Source organism: Pseudomonas fluorescens (assembly GCF_902497625.1).
Lineage (GTDB): Bacteria > Pseudomonadota > Gammaproteobacteria > Pseudomonadales > Pseudomonadaceae > Aquipseudomonas > Aquipseudomonas fluorescens_BQ.
In genome coordinates this window covers 1-17,244 of sequence record NZ_CABVGX010000045.1, presented here as the reverse complement: position 1 = coordinate 17,244, position 17,244 = coordinate 1, and the positions used below count along the sequence as shown (strand labels likewise).

Genomic DNA, 17,244 nt, shown 5'->3' with positions numbered 1-17,244 from the left:
TGCCGAGACCCCTCTTCTATCCATATTCCTAAAAGTTAGTTTATTAATTTTTTATACACGCTTACGGTATATGCACCGGACCACCGGACATTCGTGTTTATTCGTCGCCGCAACAATCGCGGCGATCCCATGAGATGTGAGGTAGGTATGGTCCGGAAGACAATCACCCCATTGCAGATCGCCAGGGCATTGCGTGCAGCCAGGGAGCGGCAATGATGTCCAGTCTGGCAGACGCCGTCATCCAAAGTGAACGGGATGTCGCCCCCCTGTTGTTGCCCGCGCAAATCCTGCGCAATGACGCACAAGCCATCAAGGCCGCCCGGGAACTGGCGCACGTTGCCCGCTTGCAGGCGTCCAGACGTGACCGTCAGCGCAAGCTGCCGTGGTCGGAAATCGAACAGTTCACCGGCAGTGGTCTGGGCAGTATCACGGTACCGCGCGAGTACGGCGGCCCGCAGGTTTCGTTCGTCACCCTGGCCGAGGTGTTCGCGATCATTTCCGCGGCGGACCCGGCATTGGGGCAGATCCCGCAGAACCAGTTCGGGCTGCTCAACCTGGTATTGGGCTGCGCCACCGAAGCGCAGAAGAAACAGCTGTTCAAGAGCGTCCTCGACGGTTGGCGCATCGGCAACGCCGGGCCGGAGCGCGGCACCAAAAATACCCTCGAACTCAAAGCCCGAATCACCACTGACGGTGATGACGTGGTCATCAGCGGGCAGAAGTTCTACTCCACCGGAGCACTGTTCGCGCACTGGGTCGCTGTGAAGGCGCTGAACGACGATGGCAAGCAAGTCCTGGCCTTCGTTCGCCGTGGCACGCCTGGCCTGCGTATCGTCGATGACTGGTCCGGTTTCGGCCAGCGAACCACCGCCAGCGGAACCCTTTTGCTGAACAACGTGCGGGTCGACCCCGAGCTGGTCGTGGACAACTGGAAGATCAACGACACGCCCAATATTCAAGGCGCCGTGTCGCAGCTGATCCAGGCAGCCATTGACGCCGGCATCGCCCGTGGCGCCATCGATGACGCCATTCACTTCGTAAAGACCCTGGCACGGCCATGGATCGACGCCAAGGTCGATCGCGCCAGTGATGACCTCTATGTGATCGCCGACATCGGCAAGCTGAAAATTGAATTGCACGCGGCTGAAGCGCTGCTGCGCAAAGCCGGACATGTCCTCGACCAGGTCAATGCCGCACCGATCAGCGCCGAATCCGCCGCGCGCGCCTCGATTGCGGTGGCGGAAGCCAAAGTGCTCACCACCGAGGTCTCTCTGCAGGCCAGCGAAAAGCTTTTCGAGCTGGCCGGCAGCCGCGCCACCCTCGCCGAATTCAACCTCGACCGCCATTGGCGCAACGCCCGGGTGCACACGCTGCACGACCCGGTGCGCTGGAAATATCACGCGGTTGGCAGCTACCACCTGAACGGCACGTTGCCCCGTCGGCATTCCTGGATCTAACGACCAGAACACTTTTTACCAGAGCTCTGGAGAAACACATGACTCTTTCTCACTCCGTCGCGTTCGTTACCAGCGATGAGCAAGCAATGATCGTCGCCAGCGATCTGGCCGACGATTTCAGACGCGACAGCGCCCTGCGCGACCGCGAGCGCCGTTTGCCTTATCCGGAGCTGGAAGTATTCTCGCGCTCCGGCCTGTGGGGCATCAGCGTGCCGAAGGAATACGGTGGTGCCGGCGTTTCCAACGTCACGCTGGCCAAGGTGATCGCCCTGATTGCCCAGGCCGACGGTTCGCTTGGGCAGATTCCGCAGAACCATTTTTACGCCCTGGAAGTATTGCGCGTGAACGGCAGCACCGAGCAGAAAAAACGCCTCTACGCCGAGGTCCTGGCCGGGCAGCGCTTCGGCAACGCGCTGGCTGAACTCGGCACCAAAACCGCCCACGATCGCGTCACCCGCCTGAGCCGTGACGGCGAAGGTTATCGCATCAACGGGCGCAAGTTTTACGCCACGGGCGCGATCTACGCTCAACGCATTCCGACTTCAGTGGTGGACGAACAGGGTGTTCAGCAATTGGCGTTCGTGCCCCGCGACAGTCAAGGCCTGACCGTCATCGACGATTGGAGCGGTTTCGGCCAGCGCACCACCGGCAGCGGTTCTGTGGTGTTCGAAGACGTGTACATCGCGGCACAAGACGTGGTCCCTTTCCAAAGCGCCTTCGAACGTCCGACCCCGGTCGGCCCGCTGGCGCAAATTCTTCACGCGGCCATCGACACCGGCATCGCCCGCGCCGCGTACGAAGACGCACTGCATTTCGTGCGCAGCAAAACCCGCCCCTGGATCGATGCCACTCACGAACAAGCCGTCAATGATCCGCTGACGTTGAAGGGTTTTGGTCATTTGAGCATTCGCCTGCATGCGGCTGAAGCACTGCTGGAACGCTCTGGTGAATTTCTCGACAAGGCCCAGGCCGACACCAACGCCGAGACGGTCGCCGCCGCATCGATTGCCGTCGCCGAAGCGCGCGCAATCAGCACCGAGATTTCCCTCGCCGCCGGCAGCACGCTGTTCGAGCTGGCCGGCAGTCAGGCCACGCTGGCTGAACACGGGCTGGATCGGCACTGGCGCAATGCCCGGGTGCACACGCTGCATGACCCGGTGCGCTGGAAATATCACGCTGTCGGCAACTACTACCTCAACGATGAAAACCCGCCGCTGCGGGGGACTATCTGATGGCCGACGTGAAGAAGAAAATCCTCCTCAACGCATTCAACATGAACTGCATCGGGCACATCAATCATGGCCTGTGGACGCATCCACGGGACACCTCGACGCAATACAAAACCATCGAATACTGGACTGAACTGGCGCAACTGCTGGAGCGCGGCCTTTTTGACGGCCTGTTCATTGCCGACATCGTCGGCGTTTACGACGTCTACCAGAACTCGGTAGACGTGCCGCTGAAGGAATCAATCCAGTTGCCGGTCAACGATCCATTGTTGCTGGTTTCAGCCATGGCGGCGGTCACGAAAAACCTCGGTTTCGGTCTCACCGCCAACCTCACCTACGAACCGCCCTATCTGTTCGCGCGACGCCTCTCGACGCTCGATCATCTGAGCCGTGGCCGGGTCGGCTGGAACATTGTCACCGGCTACCTCGACAGTGCCGCCAAGGCCATGGGGCTGAACGGCCAGGTCGAACACGACCGCCGTTACGACCAGGCCGACGAGTATCTCGAAGTGCTCTACAAACTCTGGGAAGGCAGCTGGGAAAACGATGCCGTGCTGAACGATCCGCAGCAGCGAATCTACGCCCAGCCGGAGAAGGTGCACAAGGTCGAGCACAAGGGCGAGTTCTATCAGGTTGAGGGTTATCACCTCTGCGAGCCGTCGCCGCAGCGCACCCCGGTGCTGTTTCAGGCGGGCAGTTCGGAGCGCGGTTTGCAGTTCGCCGGGCGCCATGCGGAATGTGTGTTCATCAGCGGCCAGAACAAACCATCGACCCGGGTTCAGGTGGACAAGGTGCGCGCAAGTGCGGTCGAGGCCGGACGCAATCCCGAGGATATCAAAGTGTTCATGGGCCTGAACGTGATTGTCGGCGCCACTGAAGCCCTGGCCTGGGAGAAACGCGCGCAATACCTGAGCTACGCCAGTGCCGAAGCCGGCGTTGCGCATTTCTCGGCATCGACGGGGATCGATTTTTCCGAGTACGCCATTGACGAACCGATCCAGTACGTGAAGAGCAACGCGATCCAGTCAGCAACCAAACACCTGCAAAACAACGACTGGACCCGCCGCAAACTGCTCGAGCAACACGCCCTCGGCGGCCGTTACATCACGGTGGTCGGTTCACCGGAACAAGTGGCCGACGAACTCGAATCGTGGATGGCTGAAACCGGCCTGGATGGCTTCAACCTGACCCGGATTGTCACGCCGGAAAGCTATGTGGATTTCATTGAACTGGTGATTCCGGAACTGCAGCGGCGCGGGTCATACAAGACCGCCTACGACAACGGCAGCTTGCGGGAAAAGCTGTTTCACGGTGAGGCGCATCTGCCTGAGCAACATACCGGATCTCACTACCGACACTAATCCCTGTGGCGAGGGGGGCCGCCGTGACGCCGCATCGCCCCGTCCGACTGCGCAGCGGTCGCAAAACCTGCGGACCGCTTTACCGATGCACCTCATTGGATGGTTTGGGGCCGCTTCGCGACCCAACGGGGGCAAGCCCCCTCGCCACAGAGGTGTGCAACACATGACTGTTTTACCCGATGCACCTCATTGGATGGTTTGGGGGCCGCTTCGCGACCCGACGGGGGCAAGCCCCCTCGCCACAGAGGTGTGCACCACATGACTGTATTAACCGATGCACCTCATTGGATGGTTTGGGGGCCGCTTCGCGACCCAACGGGGGCAAGCCCCCTCGCCACAGAGGTGTGCAACACATTCAACTATTGACTGGAAAACTCATGATGAAAAAGACCTACCTCTCTCACCCAGTCAAAGCACTGGCCCTGGCCTTCGGCCTCTTCAGCTCCCTCACCTTCGCCGCCGACACGCCGCTTAAGGTCGGCACTACCGCCGCTTTCGCCATTCCGCTGGAGGCCGCCGTCGAAGAAGCCAGCAAACAAGGACTGAAGGTCGAGCTCGTGGAATTCAGCGACTGGATCGCCCCCAACGTCAGCCTCGCCTCCGGCGACATCGACGTGAATTACTTCCAGCACATCCCGTTCCTGGAGAACGCCAAAGCCGCCGCCGGTTTTGATCTGGTGCCGTTCGCTCCCGGCATCATCAACAACGTCGGGCTCTATTCGAAAAAATACAAAAGCTTCGACGCATTGCCGGACGGCGCCAGCGTCGCCATCGCCAACGACCCGATCAACAGCGGTCGCGGCCTGCAACTGCTGGCCAAAGCCGGCCTGATCACGCTTAAACCCGGAGTGGGCTACAAGGCCACCGAAGAAGACATCATCGCCAACCCGAAGAAGATCAAAATTCTCCAGGTGGAAGCCGTACAACTGGTGCGCGCGTACGACGACGCCGATCTGGTCCAGGGCTACCCCGCCTACATCCGTCTGTCGAAGACCTTCGATGCCGGCTCGGCACTGCTGTTCGATGGTCTTGATCATAAGGAATACGTGATCCAGTTCGTCATCCAGCCGAACAGCAAAACCGACCCGCGCCTGATCAAGTTCGTCGACATCTATCAGCATTCGCCCGCCGTTCGCGCCGCCCTGGATAAAGCTCACGGCAAGCTCTATCAAGCCGGTTGGGAAAGCTGAGCATGACGGCCGCGATCCAACGGCGACTGGAAATTCCAGAGTCACCAAAAGCTGAACAGACCGAACTGCACCCCGACTTCAATCGTGCGCACGTGCGTTTCATCGGCCTGGGCAAAACCTATAACAGCCAGCAAGGGCCGATCGCCGCACTCCACGGCATTGATCTGGCCATCCAGCACGGTGAGATATTCGGCATCATCGGCCGCAGCGGCGCCGGCAAATCGTCGCTGATCCGCACCATCAACCGCCTCGAACAACCAAGCACCGGACGGGTGCTGATTGATCAGGTGGACATCGGCGAGTTCGATGAAGACACTCTGGTCAAGCTGCGTCGAAGGATCGGCATGATTTTCCAGCACTTCAATCTGATGTCCGCCAAGACGGTGTGGGAGAACGTCGAACTGCCGCTGAAAGTCGCAGGCGTCCCGAAAGAACAACGCGCGCAAAGGGTGCGCGCGTTGCTGGAACTGGTGGGCCTGCAGGACAAACACAACGCCTATCCTGCGCAACTCTCCGGTGGTCAGAAGCAGCGTGTCGGCATCGCACGTGCGCTGGTGCATGACCCGGAGATTCTGCTGTGCGACGAAGCCACTTCCGCGCTCGATCCGGAGACCACGCAATCGATTCTCGACCTGCTGCGCGAAATCAATCAGCGCCTGGGTTTGACCATCGTACTGATCACCCATGAGATGGCGGTCATCCGCGACATCTGTGACCGGGTGGTGGTCCTGGAACATGGGCGCATCGTCGAGCAAGGGGCGGTCTGGGAAGTCTTCGGCAACCCGCAGCATGAGGTCAGCAAAACCTTGCTCGCGCCGCTGCAACATGGCTTGCCCGAGGAGCTGCAAAGCCGTTTGCAGGCCCAGCCCGTGTCATCCGAAGCCGCCCTGGTGCTGCGCCTGCGCTTCACCGGCAGCGCCACCGACGAACCGGATCTCGCCGCATTGTTCGCCGCACTGGATGGGCGTGTGCGCTTGCTGCACGGCGGCGTCGAAAGGATTCAGGGGCACGCGCTCGGCCAATTGTTGTTAGCGGTGACGGCGTCATCCCTGAGTGTCGAAGCATTGCGTCAGCGCGCCAGCCATTGGGCGCAACAAGTAGAGGTGTTGGGTTATGTGGTTTGATCGCTTGCTGCAGGGATTCATCGATACCTTTTTGATGGTCGGCGTGTCGTCGCTGATTGCGCTGCTGGCGGGTATTCCGCTGGCGGTGATCCTGGTCACCAGCACCAAGGGCGGGATCTACGAAGCACCCGCGCTGAACCGCGCATTGGGCGCATTTGTGAACCTGTTTCGCTCGATTCCGTTCTTGATTCTGATGGTGGCGTTGATTCCGTTCACCCGGCTGATCGTCGGCACCACCTACGGCGTGTGGGCTGCTGTCGTACCGCTGACCATCGCCGCCACGCCGTTTTTTGCGCGGATTGCCGAAGTCAGTTTGCGCGAAGTGGATCATGGCTTGATCGAAGCGGCGCAGTCGATGGGCTGCCGACGTTGGCACATCGTATGGCACGTGCTGTTGCCTGAGGCGCTACCTGGGATTGTCGGTGCTTTCACGATCACCTTGGTGACCATGATCAACTCGTCGGCGATGGCCGGGGCGATTGGTGCCGGTGGGCTTGGGGACATCGCCTATCGGTACGGGTATCAGCGCTTTGACAGTCAAATCATGTTGACGGTGATTGTGTTGCTGGTGGTGTTGGTCGCAGTGATTCAGTTGGGCGGGGATCGGTTGGCTCGGGGGCTGAACAAGCGCTGAGTCAGGCTTTGATCATCGCCGTCAGGGACACCGCCATCGCGAGCAGGCTCGCTCCCACAGGGGATCGTCGCGCACAAATCCAGTGTGCGCTGGAAATCAACTGTGGGAGCGAGCCTGCTCGCGATTGGCTGCGCAGCAGCGTAGGCCTTGAAAGCGTATATTCGGCAAACCTCAATTCCTGACGCAGCCATCCCATGAAACAGACCCCCGACGACCTCCAGCAGATCACCGCTACCACCCTCGGCCATTACAACTCGGTAGCCGAGGGTTTTCGCGATGGGACGCGCGATCACGACGTCAGTCAAAACATTGATGCGCTGATACGGCATATTCACGGGGCGGCACCGTTCGACATCCTCGACTTTGGCTGCGGGCCCGGGCGGGATCTGCAAACCTTCACGCGCCTGGGCCACACCGCTGTAGGGCTGGATGGCTCGGAGAAGTTTGCGCAGATGGCCCGTGAAGACAGCGGATGCGAGGTCTGGCAGCAGGATTTTCTGAAGCTGGATTTACCTGCCGAACGTTTCGACGGGGTTTTTGCCAATGCGGTGCTGTTTCATATCCCGCGTCAGGAATTGCCGCGGGTGTTGAAGGAGCTGCGCGCAACGTTGAAACCGGACGGTGTGTTATTCAGCTCCAATCCACGTGGCGACAATCAGGAGGGCTGGAATGGGCCACGCTACGGCGCGTATCACGACCTGCAGGCATGGCAGGCATTGTTGACTGAAGCAGGTTTCGTCGAACTGGAGCACTACTACCGGCCAGCGGGGCTGCCACTGGCGCAGCAGCCTTGGTTGGCCAGTGTCTGGCGTAAGGTGTGAAGCCTTTGGACTTCCATCGCTTGAGCTGACGCCTTCGCGGGCAAGCCACGCCCCCACAGGGTTTACGTCGTTCACAAACTCCGACGTCGACTTAACAACTGTGGGAGCGTGGCTTGCCCGCGATATGCGCTCGCTTATTACGCCGCTTTCTGCGGCTCGCGAATCTTGTACCAGGCCACATACAGCGCCGGCAAAAAAAGCAGCGTCAGCAATGTAGCGATAATAATCCCGCCAATCATCGCGTAGGCCATCGGCCCCCAGAACACTTCCCGGGCGATCGGAATCATCCCCAGGCTCGCGGCGGCCGCAGTCAGCAGGATCGGTCGACGGCGATGTTCGGTGGCTTGCAGCACGGCGTCCCACGGTGCGTAGCCGTCTTTCTCGTAGGCATCGATCTGCGTCACCAGAATCACCGAGTTGCGGATGATGATGCCGATCAATGCGAGAATCCCCAGAATGGCCACGAAGCCCATCGGCGTCCCGGTCGGAATCAGCGCCAACACTACGCCGATCAAGCCAAGCGGCGCGACGCTGGCCACCAGGAACATCTTCTGCACGCTGTGCAACTGGATCATCAGGAAGGTCGCCATCAGAAACAGCATCAACGGCACGACCTTGGCGATCGGCCCTTGGGCCTTGCCGCTTTCCTCGACCGTACCACCGGTGGCGACTTTGTAACCGACTGGCAAACCTTCCGCGAACTTGTCGATAGCAGGCTTCAGTTGCTTGACCAGATCGGTCGGTTGAATCTCGTCGCGCACTGCCGCTTTGATGGTGATGGTCGGCTTGCGGTCGCGGCGCCACACCAGCGGTTGCTCGAGTTCATAGCGCACAGTGGCGAACGCCAGCAGTGGAATCGAGGTGCCACTCGGCGTGACAATCTGCAGGTTTTGCAAGGTTTCCGGCGTGCCACGTTCTGCGTCGACCGCCCGCCCGACCACATTGATCAGGTAGATATCGTCGTTGACCTGAGTCACCGGGGCGCCGACCACAATGCTGTTCATCAGGTTGGCCACGTCTTCCGATGACAGCCCCAATTGCCGCGCCCGGTCCTGTGCGATGTCGATGCGCAGGACTTTGCCGGGCTCGTTCCAGTCGTAGATGATCTCGCCGATGTGCGAGTTCTTGTCCAGTTCGGTGGCCAGCTCGATCGCGTGTTTGCGCACCTGATCGATGTCCTTGCCGCTGACCCGATACTGAATCGGCCGCCCCACGGGCGGGCCCATTTCCAGCGCTTGCACGTAGCTGCCGATACCGACGAACTCTTTACGCAACCGTTCGTTCAGGCGCGCGCTCAGGGCCGCTCGCGATTCCAGGCCTTTGCTGACGATGACCAGTTGCGCGTAGTACGGGTTCTGCAATTGCTGATCGAGCGGCAGGTAGAAACGGATCGCCCCTTCGCCGATGTAAGTGCTCCAGCGCACAATATCCGGGTCACCCTTGAGCGATTCTTCCAGCTTGTCGACAGCCTTGCGGGTTTCGGCGATCGAGGCGTTTTGCGGCAGGTTCAGATCGACCAGAATTTCCGGGCGATCGGAAGACGGGAAGAACTGGTTCTGCACGAACTGCATGGAGAACACCGATGCGGCGAACAACGCAATGGTGATGCCGATCGCCCACCAGCGATTACGCATAGCCCAGAGCATGCCGCCGTTGAAGGCGCGGCCGATGCGGCCAGGCTCTTCGTTGTGCGGCTTTACCTTGGCGCTGAGAATGTGCACGCCGATTACCGGTGCGAACAGCACCGCGACAACCCACGACACCAGCATTGCGACGGCAATCACCGCGAACAGCGTGAAGGTGTATTCGCCGGCCGAACTGGCGTTGAGACCAATCGGCACGAAACCGGCCACCGTCACCAGCGTACCGGTGAGCATAGGGAACGCGGTCGAGGTGTAGGCAAACGTCGCCGCTTGCTCTTTGGTCTCGCCCATTTCCAGGCGCGTGACCATCATCTCGACAGTGATCATCGCGTCGTCCACCAACAGGCCGAGGGCGATGATCAGAGCACCGAGGGAAATTCGCTGCATGGTGATGCCGCTGTATTCCATGAACACAAACACCATCGCCAGCACCAGCGGAATCGAGCACGCCACCACCAGCCCGGCACGCACGCCGAGGCTGATGAAGCTGACAATCAGCACAATCACCACCGCTTCGAACAACGCGCTGGTGAAACCGCCGACGGCTTCTTCGACCACTTCAGCCTGGTCCGACACTTTGTGCACGCCGACGCCGACGGGCAAGTCGGCGGTCAGTTCATCCATGCGCTGGTGCAGTGCCTTGCCAAACTCCTGAATGTTGCCGCCCTTCTTCATCGCAATCGCCAGGCCTATGCCGGGCTGGCCATTGAAACGAAATTCCGGGGTCGACGGGTCGACGTAACCGCGACTGATTTCGGCGATGTCAGCGAGGCGATAGAAGCGGTCGTTGAGCCGCAGGTTGACGTTGGCCAGGTCTTTCTCGGATTTGAACTGGCCGGTGGTGCGTACGGAAATTCGCTCCGGACCGGCCTCGATCACGCCCGCCGGGGTCACGGCGTTTTGCGATTGCAGGCTCTGCACCACCTGGCCCTGATCAATACCCAGCGCGGCCAGTTTGCGCGTGGAGAAATTCAGGTAGAGAACTTCATCCTGTTCGCCGACCATTTCGACCTTGCCGAGCCCCGGCACTTCGCGGATCTCGGCGCGCACCTGCTCGACGTAATCGCGCAACTGACGCATCGACAAACCATCGGCGGTGAAGGCGTAGACCGAGCCGAACACATCACCGAATTCATCGTTGAATCCCGGCCCTTGCAGGCCTTGCGGGAAGTCACCGCGAATGTCGTTGATCTTCTTGCGTACCTGATACCAGATGTCCGGGATGTCCTTGGCGCTGGTAGTGTCGCGCAGGTACACGAACACCGTCGATTCGCCCGGGCGGGTGTAGCTCTTGACGTAGTCGAGGGAATCGAGCTCCTCGAGTTTTTTCTCGATGCGGTCAGTCACCTGCTTGAGGGTTTCTTCCTGGGTCGCACCGGGCCAGCGGGTCTGGATCACCATGGTTTTGATGGTGAAGGACGGGTCTTCCTCGCGACCGAGGTTCATGTACGAAAACACGCCCATCAGCAGTGCAACGAACATCAAATACCAGACAAACGACTGATGCTTGAGGGCCCACTCGGATAAATTGAAACTCCCTTTCATTGCGGGCTTTCCTCGTCGATTTTCACTTTCTGGCCAGGTTTGAGGCTGTTCACGCCCGCACTGACAATGCGCTCGCCGGCCTTCACGCTGTTGGTCAGGATCACGCTGCTGTCAGTGCGACTGACAAGGCTGACGTCCCGGGGAGAAACGGTTTGCGTTTGCGGATCGACCACCCAGATGCGCGTCTTGCCCTCGACCTCCTGCAAGACGCTGATCGGTAGTTCGATCCGCGGTTCGATCGTCGAGCTAAGCGTGACGCTGATCGCCGTGCCCAGACGAAAACCGGGCGGCGTATCGGTCAGTGTCAGGCGCGCGCGTCGGGTACGGGTGGCGCTTTGTGCCTGGGGTTCAATTTCGCGAACGATGGCCGTCGTGGTGATACTCGGGTCAAGTTGCGCAGCCACCTGGAAGACCACGTCGGTGGGCAACTGCTCAACCAGAGTGTCGGGCAGGTCGATCACCGCTTCCTTGATGTCCGGTTGCGCCAGGGTCACGACCTGCTGGCCGGCCGTGACCACTTGCCCGGCTTCGGCACTCCACGCGGTGACGATGGCTTTATGATCGGTGCGCAATTGGACGTAATCGAGCTGGTCTTTGGCCTGGTCAACGGCCGCTTTCGCTTGATCAAGCGACGCCTGAGTGGTTTTCAGATCCGTTTGGGCGATATCCAGTTGCGCCTGCGCGCCGACGCCGCGATTGAACAATTCCTGCTGACGTCGGGCATTGGCCTGGGCATTGATCAGCTGTGCCTGGATGCGGGCAAGATCACCCTGGGCCGAACGCAACTGGTTCTGCTGATCGGTGGGGTCGAGGGTCGCGAGCAAGGCGCCCTTCTCGACTTCAGCGCCAACGTCGACGTTACGACTGGCGATGCGCCCCGGCACACGAAAGCCCAGGTTGCTTTCATAACGCGCCTGGATGCTGCCGGCGAAACGGCCAAGGGTCTCTTCGTTCAACGCCTCAACCTTGATCGACAATACCGGGCGCACCGGCTCCGGCGGCGCTTCCTCTTTCGAGCAGGCCGCGAGCATGACAGCGGCGACCGCCAGCCACAGACGCTTCATGGCTGGTCTCCTTCGACAAGATCCTTGTAGGTGTTTTCGGCGATTTCCACTTTTACGCCCGGATGCAGCAACTGGCCGCCGGCGATCACAACTTTCTCGCCGCCCTTGAGGCCTTCACTGATGACTACGTGGCCAGTGAGATAACGGCCGACGGTGACGGTGTGCAACTGCGCCTTGCCTTCGGCATCCACCAGCCACACGGCCGGATCGCTGAGATTTTTGGTCAGCGCCGACCATGGCAGTTGAACCGCCGATTTACCCGGTGTCTTGGCCGTGGCGCTGACCACCGAACCGAGTTGCATGCCTTGCGGCAGATGATCGAGGGTGACTTTGACTTGCACTGTGCCGGTCTGGGCCGACACCGCCGGGGTGATTTCCCGAACGGTGCCGGTGGTTTTGATCGAGGGGTTGTCCAGCAGGCTGACCTCCACCGTCTTGTCAGAAGGGGCTTCGCTCAACAGCGATTCGTAGACGTTGAACACAGCGTCGCGCTCACCGTCCCGGGCCAGACTGAAAATCGGCACCGTGGCCTGCACCACTTGGCCAACCTCAGCCTGACGCGCCGTGATCACGCCCGGCGCGTCGGCAATCAGCGCGGTGTAGCTCAGCTGATCGCGGGCGTTGGCCAGTTGCGCCTGGGCCGCCGCGAGCGCACTTTGACTGCTGCGCAACGCGGCCTGAGCGGAGTCGTATTCGCTTTTGCTGGTGTAGCCCTTGGGCAGGAGTTTTTCCTGGCGGACAAAAGCAGCGGCGGTCTGCTTGACCCGCGCCTGTTCGGCGGCAACCTGTGCTTGCGCCGAGTTGACGTTAGTCTGCAGGTCCTTGGGATCAAGTTTTGCCAGCACCTGTCTGGCGGTCACACGATCACCCACATCGACCATTCGCTGAATGATCTTGCCACCCACGCGAAATGACAGCTCAGTCTGGACCCGCGCCTGGACATCGCCGGTGAGGGTCACGGACGCGGCATAATCAGTTGATTTGACGGCTTGCACGAACACCCGTGGACGGTCCTTTTCGACCTGCGGTTTGTCGCCACACGCGGTAAGCAACGTCAGCAGACTCAGGCCAACCACTGTTTTCATACGGGGACCAGCCATGCAGACTCCTTTGCGTTGTACGGACGTGCCAGTGACGATACGACTGTGAGCTTAGAACAGGGTTCAACAGACGCACAGGTTTGCTTCACTCTCTCTGGGGAGGAGATTTGAGCGGTGCAGGAGGACCCGAAATGCGCTTGCATCGTGCTCGAAAAAAGCGGGGCCAGGCAGGCCTGGTGGCCAACGGCTGTTGGACGAGCCAGCCTGGCATTAACAGGATTATAAAGTGGTCCGCCGGATTCGGTTGGCCGAGAGTGTGGGTTGTAAAGAAGAATGATGAGGCGTTAGCCCAGCAGGGCTATAAATTTCACGAAATGTACGCTCGATCCCTCGGCCGCCGTCGGAAGTGACAGGAGGCGTTGGGGGCGGTGCTGAAGCAGGAAAGGCTTCCGGAGTTTGTAGCGGTGCAGAAGGTGTAGGTGGAGCTGCACGCGTCGGACTGCTCGTCACTAGCTGCCCACGGTTTTCGCTAAAACTTTTCAAAGTGGGAATTGTCTTGGGGTCGCCGGCCGCCCATCGGGAGCCGAACCGGCCCGCAAGCGTAACCAAGCCCAACCCAAGCGCGATGAATGCCAACCCTGCAGCTGCCTCCGTATCTTTGTTGATGGTCGCGACCGCGCTGCCTACGCCAGTGATCGCCGCGAGCATCGTCGAGACACCCGCAACGACCGAGCCCGCAGCGCCCGCCGTCATCTTGAGAGGCAATTGCCCTGCCGCTCCCCACTGCAAGGCAGACTTGGCCACTTTGTAAGGAATTGCCGGCCCCATGACTATACGGGCATTCACAGTACTAAAGGCACTTGTGATAAGCCTGGCGATCTCGGCAAATCGCCCGGTGGGATCCCTGAAGTTCACCGGATCACCCAGACAATATGCGTATGAGTTCAATCCACCTCGGCCAAACGGACTCAGGCCATCAGGGCTATTGAAGCGCATCAGCACCGGGTTGAATGCACGGTGGCCGTTGCCCAGCAAGTAATGGCCGGTGACCTGATCAAACGCTTCGCCATTGAATCCTGGGAGACTAGCGGGGCCGCCTTCGACCTGCCGATGCCCATAAGCCGTGTAAACCTGTCGCACCGTTCCCTCGGAGTCGGTAAGACGCAAAACGGAACGCTGCTGATCGGTGGTCAATAGCTGGCTTTTGACGTTATCGCCTTTGTGCGATTGCAGCGCCAGCAAGTGGTTGCCCTGCTGAAATACGCTTTGGCTGTCATCCTTTCCTCGATATGCAGTCACCAGATAATCGCCAGCGTACAACCTCTGCGTTAGCTGGCCATCGCGCTGGATGGCGGTGAGCAGATCAAGGGCGTTATAACGGTAACGACACAGGACCTTGGTTGATGTACTCATGATTACCTCCAAAGCTCAGAGTTTGCACCGGCATCGGAGTCGAGACACCTATCAGGTCTGCCAGGTATATCCAGCAAACCAGCTGACGCAATGGTTGGGGCAGAGGAGGACGACTATTTTTCCTTCGCGCGTAGGAAGACTCTTTTTTTCCTCCGCCCCCTCCTGGAATGCGCATTAAGTGGCCAGACTTACCCGGTCAAATCCTCACGAGGAAGGGAAAATGACTGACGTAAAAGTGCCTCCACGGCTGGATCCGCAGGATATTGTGAAGTGGTTGGTGGCGTTGCGCAGGGCGTTGCAAGACAAGATGGCCTGAACCTTCAAACAAAACGCCGACGCTATCGCTAGCCGTCGGCGTTTCATCCGTTGGAGCGTCACATCGCGAATCAGAACGCCGGCAATACCGCGCCGCTGTACTTCTTCTCGATGAAAGCTTTCACTTCAGGGCTGGTCAATGCTTTGGCCAGCTTTTGAATCGCAGCGCTGTCCTTGTTGTCCGGACGCGCCACCAGGAAGTTCACGTAAGGCGAATCAGCGCCTTCGATGACCAGCGCGTCTTTGGCCGGGTTCAGGCCGGCTTCCAGCGCGTAGTTGGTGTTGATCATGTCCAGGTCGACCTGATCCAGCACACGCGGGAGCATGGCCGATTCCAATTCCTTGAACTTGAAGTTGTGCGGGTTTTTGGCGATGTCTTTCGGGGTGGCCAAGGCGTTTTTGGGGTCTTTCAGTTCGATCAGACCAGCCTTCTGCAGCAGGATCAGGGCACGGCCGCTGTTGCTGCCTTCATTCGGAATGGCGATGGTCGCGCCGTCTTTCAGTTCAGCCAGGGACTTGACCTTCTTCGAGTAGCCGCCGAAAGGCTCCACGTGGACGCCGATCACGGTTACCAGGTTGGTGCCCTTGCCTTCGTTGAAGCTTTTCAGGTACGGCAGGGTCTGGAAGTAGTTGGCGTCCAGACGTTTCTGATCAACCTGCACGTTCGGCTGCACGTAGTCAGTGAAAACTTTGATTTCCAGGTCCACGCCTTCTTTGGCGAGGGCTGGTTTGATCAGCTCGAGAATCTCGGCATGCGGAACCGGGGTCGCCGCCACTACCAGTTTCTCGCCGGCATTCGCCAGACCTGCGGTCAAGGCAGCCGCCAATGCGGTGAACAACAGAACTTTTTTCATGCAGTGTCCTTATCGAAAATCACGGTCGTCATTGACGACGGCTTGTTTAGTACGAGTGCCAGTGAAGTGCTATCGCTGGCATGACGCGGACAATACCGGTATTTTTTATTCCGGAACAATATCTTTTATTCACTTTCATATTCCATTTTATTCATACAACGAGCGCTGCTGTTATAGCAGCTGCCGAAGGCTGCGTTCGAGTGCGCTACAGTCGCAATAAAAGACATCAGGGTTCTACGCAAACCGCAGTGTTCAGGTGACGAGCGCTTCGCACTCGAACGCAGCCTTCGGCAGCTGCTACAGATCTAACGTCAGTTTTTCCAGCAGACGTTTCAACTCGGATCGCTCGGTTGGCGTGCCATTTTTGATTACTTGGGCAACCTGCTGTTCCATTTGCAGCCGCGAGGCCTGAGGCTCAGGCAAATTCAAATGCGTCGGCAGGATCTCGTCCCCGGTACTCACCAGCAACGCAAAATGAATCACGTTTTCCAGCTCTCGGGTATTGCCCGGCCAGCTGTGCCGTTCCAGCACTTGCTGCGCTGCATCGCTGATTATCGGCATTGGCAGAGCGAGGCGTTGGCTGTAGATGCCGAGAAAATATTCGGACAGCGACAAGATGTCGCCGACACGCTCGCGCAATGCCGGCAATTCAAGCTGGCCTTCGCTAAGGTAGTGATAAAGGCGCTCATGAAATTTCCCGGCAGCCACTGCTTGCGCCAGATCGATGCTGGTGGCTGCGACCAGACGCACGTCCACCGGGCTCGGTTGATGAGCGCCGACGCGGGTGACTTCGTGATTCTCCAGTGCTGCGAGCAATTTGATCTGAATCGGCAACGGTAAATCACCGATCTCATCCAGGTACAACGTGCCGCCGTTGGCTGAACCAAACCAGCCGGCGCGACTACTGGCCGATCCGCTGTAACTGCCAGCCGCGTAGCCGAACAATTCAGCATCGGCATACGTCGGGCTGATCGCGCCGCAATTGACTGGAACGAAAAGCCCGCTGCGCTCACTCTCACGATGAACATGGCGCGCCAGCAACTCTTTACCGGTGCCGGTTTCGCCGCGGATTATCACCGAGATAGAGCGCGGCGCCAGTTGCTCGAGCTCCTGACGCAATTGCCGCGAGCGCGGATCGACAAATACCAGTGCTTTGGCGCGAATGCTCAGCGGGCTTTTTTCTGCATCGGGAAAGGTCAACAGTGGCTGACCGAAGGCTTCAAAACTCATGACAGTCTCCCGCCCTAAGCCGTGTGCAAACGGGGGCGTCTGGTAATAAATGGGGCTCAGGCGCGACGCAGGGCGTGTTGTTCCATGCGGTTTTGCAGGCGATAGAGATACGCGAAACCTTGCTCCCATCGCTGATGCCCGGACTTCACATTGATGTGTCCCGAGCCCGCGAGAATCCCCACTTCGGCGCCCCAGTTGCGTGCCAGCTCAAGCGCACGTGGAGCACTGACCGCACTGTCGTTGTCGGAGCTGACCACCTGACTGGGGAAAGGCAGAAGATCGCCCGGAATTGGCGCGAAGTTGCGCAAGGCCGGGGCGCAGGCC

Annotated in this window: 14 protein-coding genes; 7 read left to right on the top strand and 7 right to left on the bottom strand. The window is 59.5% G+C overall.

The features are described 5' to 3' along the window. Nucleotides 1-215: 215 nt before the first annotated feature. The 7 genes from F8N12_RS22075 (at nt 216) to F8N12_RS22045 (ending at nt 7,816) form a co-directional block, all read left to right on the top strand. Nucleotides 216-1,457: an SfnB family sulfur acquisition oxidoreductase gene (locus F8N12_RS22075; protein WP_150582306.1), complete on the top strand. Its 1,242-nt coding sequence runs from the start codon at nt 216-218 to the stop codon at nt 1,455-1,457. A gap of 38 nt (nt 1,458-1,495) precedes the next feature. Continuing rightward, the gene (locus tag F8N12_RS22070; RefSeq protein WP_150582281.1) at nt 1,496-2,689 is read left to right on the top strand and encodes an SfnB family sulfur acquisition oxidoreductase; all 1,194 of its coding nucleotides are present in this window, start codon (nt 1,496-1,498) and stop codon (nt 2,687-2,689) included. After that, nucleotides 2,689-4,047, top strand: a complete 1,359-nt coding sequence (locus F8N12_RS22065; protein ID WP_150582280.1) for an LLM class flavin-dependent oxidoreductase — start codon at nt 2,689-2,691, stop codon at nt 4,045-4,047. Before F8N12_RS22070 ends, F8N12_RS22065 begins: the two co-directional genes overlap by 1 nt. A gap of 380 nt (nt 4,048-4,427) precedes the next feature. Beyond that, nucleotides 4,428-5,237, top strand: a complete 810-nt coding sequence (locus F8N12_RS22060; RefSeq protein WP_150582305.1) for a MetQ/NlpA family ABC transporter substrate-binding protein — start codon at nt 4,428-4,430, stop codon at nt 5,235-5,237. A gap of 2 nt (nt 5,238-5,239) precedes the next feature. Next, nucleotides 5,240-6,361, top strand: a complete 1,122-nt coding sequence (locus tag F8N12_RS22055) for a methionine ABC transporter ATP-binding protein (RefSeq protein WP_150582279.1) — start codon at nt 5,240-5,242, stop codon at nt 6,359-6,361. Beyond that, the gene (locus F8N12_RS22050) at nt 6,351-6,995 is read left to right on the top strand and encodes a methionine ABC transporter permease (protein WP_150582278.1); all 645 of its coding nucleotides are present in this window, start codon (nt 6,351-6,353) and stop codon (nt 6,993-6,995) included. Before F8N12_RS22055 ends, F8N12_RS22050 begins: the two co-directional genes overlap by 11 nt. A 194-nt stretch (nt 6,996-7,189) precedes the next feature. Continuing rightward, nucleotides 7,190-7,816: a class I SAM-dependent methyltransferase gene (locus tag F8N12_RS22045; protein WP_150582277.1), complete on the top strand. Its 627-nt coding sequence runs from the start codon at nt 7,190-7,192 to the stop codon at nt 7,814-7,816. 137 nt (nt 7,817-7,953) lie between these two features. Here the strand turns inward: F8N12_RS22045 and F8N12_RS22040 are convergent, their stop codons facing one another. The 7 genes from F8N12_RS22040 to F8N12_RS22010 all read right to left on the bottom strand — a co-directional run. After that, on the bottom strand, nt 7,954-11,004 hold the full coding sequence (locus tag F8N12_RS22040; RefSeq protein ID WP_150582276.1) for an efflux RND transporter permease subunit: 3,051 nt from the start codon (nt 11,002-11,004) through the stop codon (nt 7,954-7,956). After that, nucleotides 11,001-12,068: an efflux RND transporter periplasmic adaptor subunit gene (locus F8N12_RS22035; protein ID WP_150582275.1), complete on the bottom strand. Its 1,068-nt coding sequence runs from the start codon at nt 12,066-12,068 to the stop codon at nt 11,001-11,003. The genes F8N12_RS22040 and F8N12_RS22035 overlap by 4 nt, the downstream gene beginning before the upstream one ends. Further along, the gene (locus tag F8N12_RS22030) at nt 12,065-13,168 is read right to left on the bottom strand and encodes an efflux RND transporter periplasmic adaptor subunit (RefSeq protein WP_150582274.1); all 1,104 of its coding nucleotides are present in this window, start codon (nt 13,166-13,168) and stop codon (nt 12,065-12,067) included. Before F8N12_RS22030 ends, F8N12_RS22035 begins: the two co-directional genes overlap by 4 nt. Before the next feature lie 219 nt (nt 13,169-13,387). Then, a complete protein-coding gene (locus tag F8N12_RS22025) occupies nt 13,388-14,521 on the bottom strand; it encodes an RHS repeat-associated core domain-containing protein (RefSeq protein WP_150582273.1) in 1,134 nt (377 codons plus the stop codon). Nucleotides 14,522-14,907: 386 nt separating this feature from the next. After that, the gene (locus F8N12_RS22020) at nt 14,908-15,690 is read right to left on the bottom strand and encodes a MetQ/NlpA family ABC transporter substrate-binding protein (RefSeq protein ID WP_150582272.1); all 783 of its coding nucleotides are present in this window, start codon (nt 15,688-15,690) and stop codon (nt 14,908-14,910) included. A gap of 297 nt (nt 15,691-15,987) precedes the next feature. Continuing rightward, complete coding sequence (locus tag F8N12_RS22015) at nt 15,988-16,920, bottom strand: sigma 54-interacting transcriptional regulator (RefSeq protein ID WP_150582271.1); 933 nt, start codon at nt 16,918-16,920, stop codon at nt 15,988-15,990. A gap of 56 nt (nt 16,921-16,976) precedes the next feature. Then, the coding region (locus tag F8N12_RS22010) for an alpha/beta hydrolase (RefSeq protein ID WP_191623206.1) at nt 16,977-17,244 on the bottom strand (268 nt) is incomplete at its 5' end.

Excerpts from the sequence above, each read along its gene's own strand:
- F8N12_RS22030 (WP_150582274.1), bottom strand. The coding sequence starts at position 13,168 with ATGGCTGGTCCCCGTATGAAAACAGTGGTTGGCCTGAGTCTGCTGACG.
- F8N12_RS22040 (WP_150582276.1), bottom strand. The coding sequence starts at position 11,004 with ATGAAAGGGAGTTTCAATTTATCCGAGTGGGCCCTCAAGCATCAGTCG.
- F8N12_RS22020 (WP_150582272.1), bottom strand. The coding sequence starts at position 15,690 with ATGAAAAAAGTTCTGTTGTTCACCGCATTGGCGGCTGCCTTGACCGCA.
- F8N12_RS22055 (WP_150582279.1), top strand. The coding sequence starts at position 5,240 with ATGACGGCCGCGATCCAACGGCGACTGGAAATTCCAGAGTCACCAAAA.
- F8N12_RS22050 (WP_150582278.1), top strand. The coding sequence starts at position 6,351 with ATGTGGTTTGATCGCTTGCTGCAGGGATTCATCGATACCTTTTTGATG.
- F8N12_RS22075 (WP_150582306.1), top strand. The coding sequence starts at position 216 with ATGTCCAGTCTGGCAGACGCCGTCATCCAAAGTGAACGGGATGTCGCC.
- F8N12_RS22070 (WP_150582281.1), top strand. The coding sequence starts at position 1,496 with ATGACTCTTTCTCACTCCGTCGCGTTCGTTACCAGCGATGAGCAAGCA.
- F8N12_RS22045 (WP_150582277.1), top strand. The coding sequence starts at position 7,190 with ATGAAACAGACCCCCGACGACCTCCAGCAGATCACCGCTACCACCCTC.
- F8N12_RS22060 (WP_150582305.1), top strand. The coding sequence starts at position 4,428 with ATGAAAAAGACCTACCTCTCTCACCCAGTCAAAGCACTGGCCCTGGCC.
- F8N12_RS22035 (WP_150582275.1), bottom strand. The coding sequence starts at position 12,068 with ATGAAGCGTCTGTGGCTGGCGGTCGCCGCTGTCATGCTCGCGGCCTGC.
- F8N12_RS22065 (WP_150582280.1), top strand. The coding sequence starts at position 2,689 with ATGGCCGACGTGAAGAAGAAAATCCTCCTCAACGCATTCAACATGAAC.
- F8N12_RS22025 (WP_150582273.1), bottom strand. The coding sequence starts at position 14,521 with ATGAGTACATCAACCAAGGTCCTGTGTCGTTACCGTTATAACGCCCTT.
- F8N12_RS22015 (WP_150582271.1), bottom strand. The coding sequence starts at position 16,920 with ATGAGTTTTGAAGCCTTCGGTCAGCCACTGTTGACCTTTCCCGATGCA.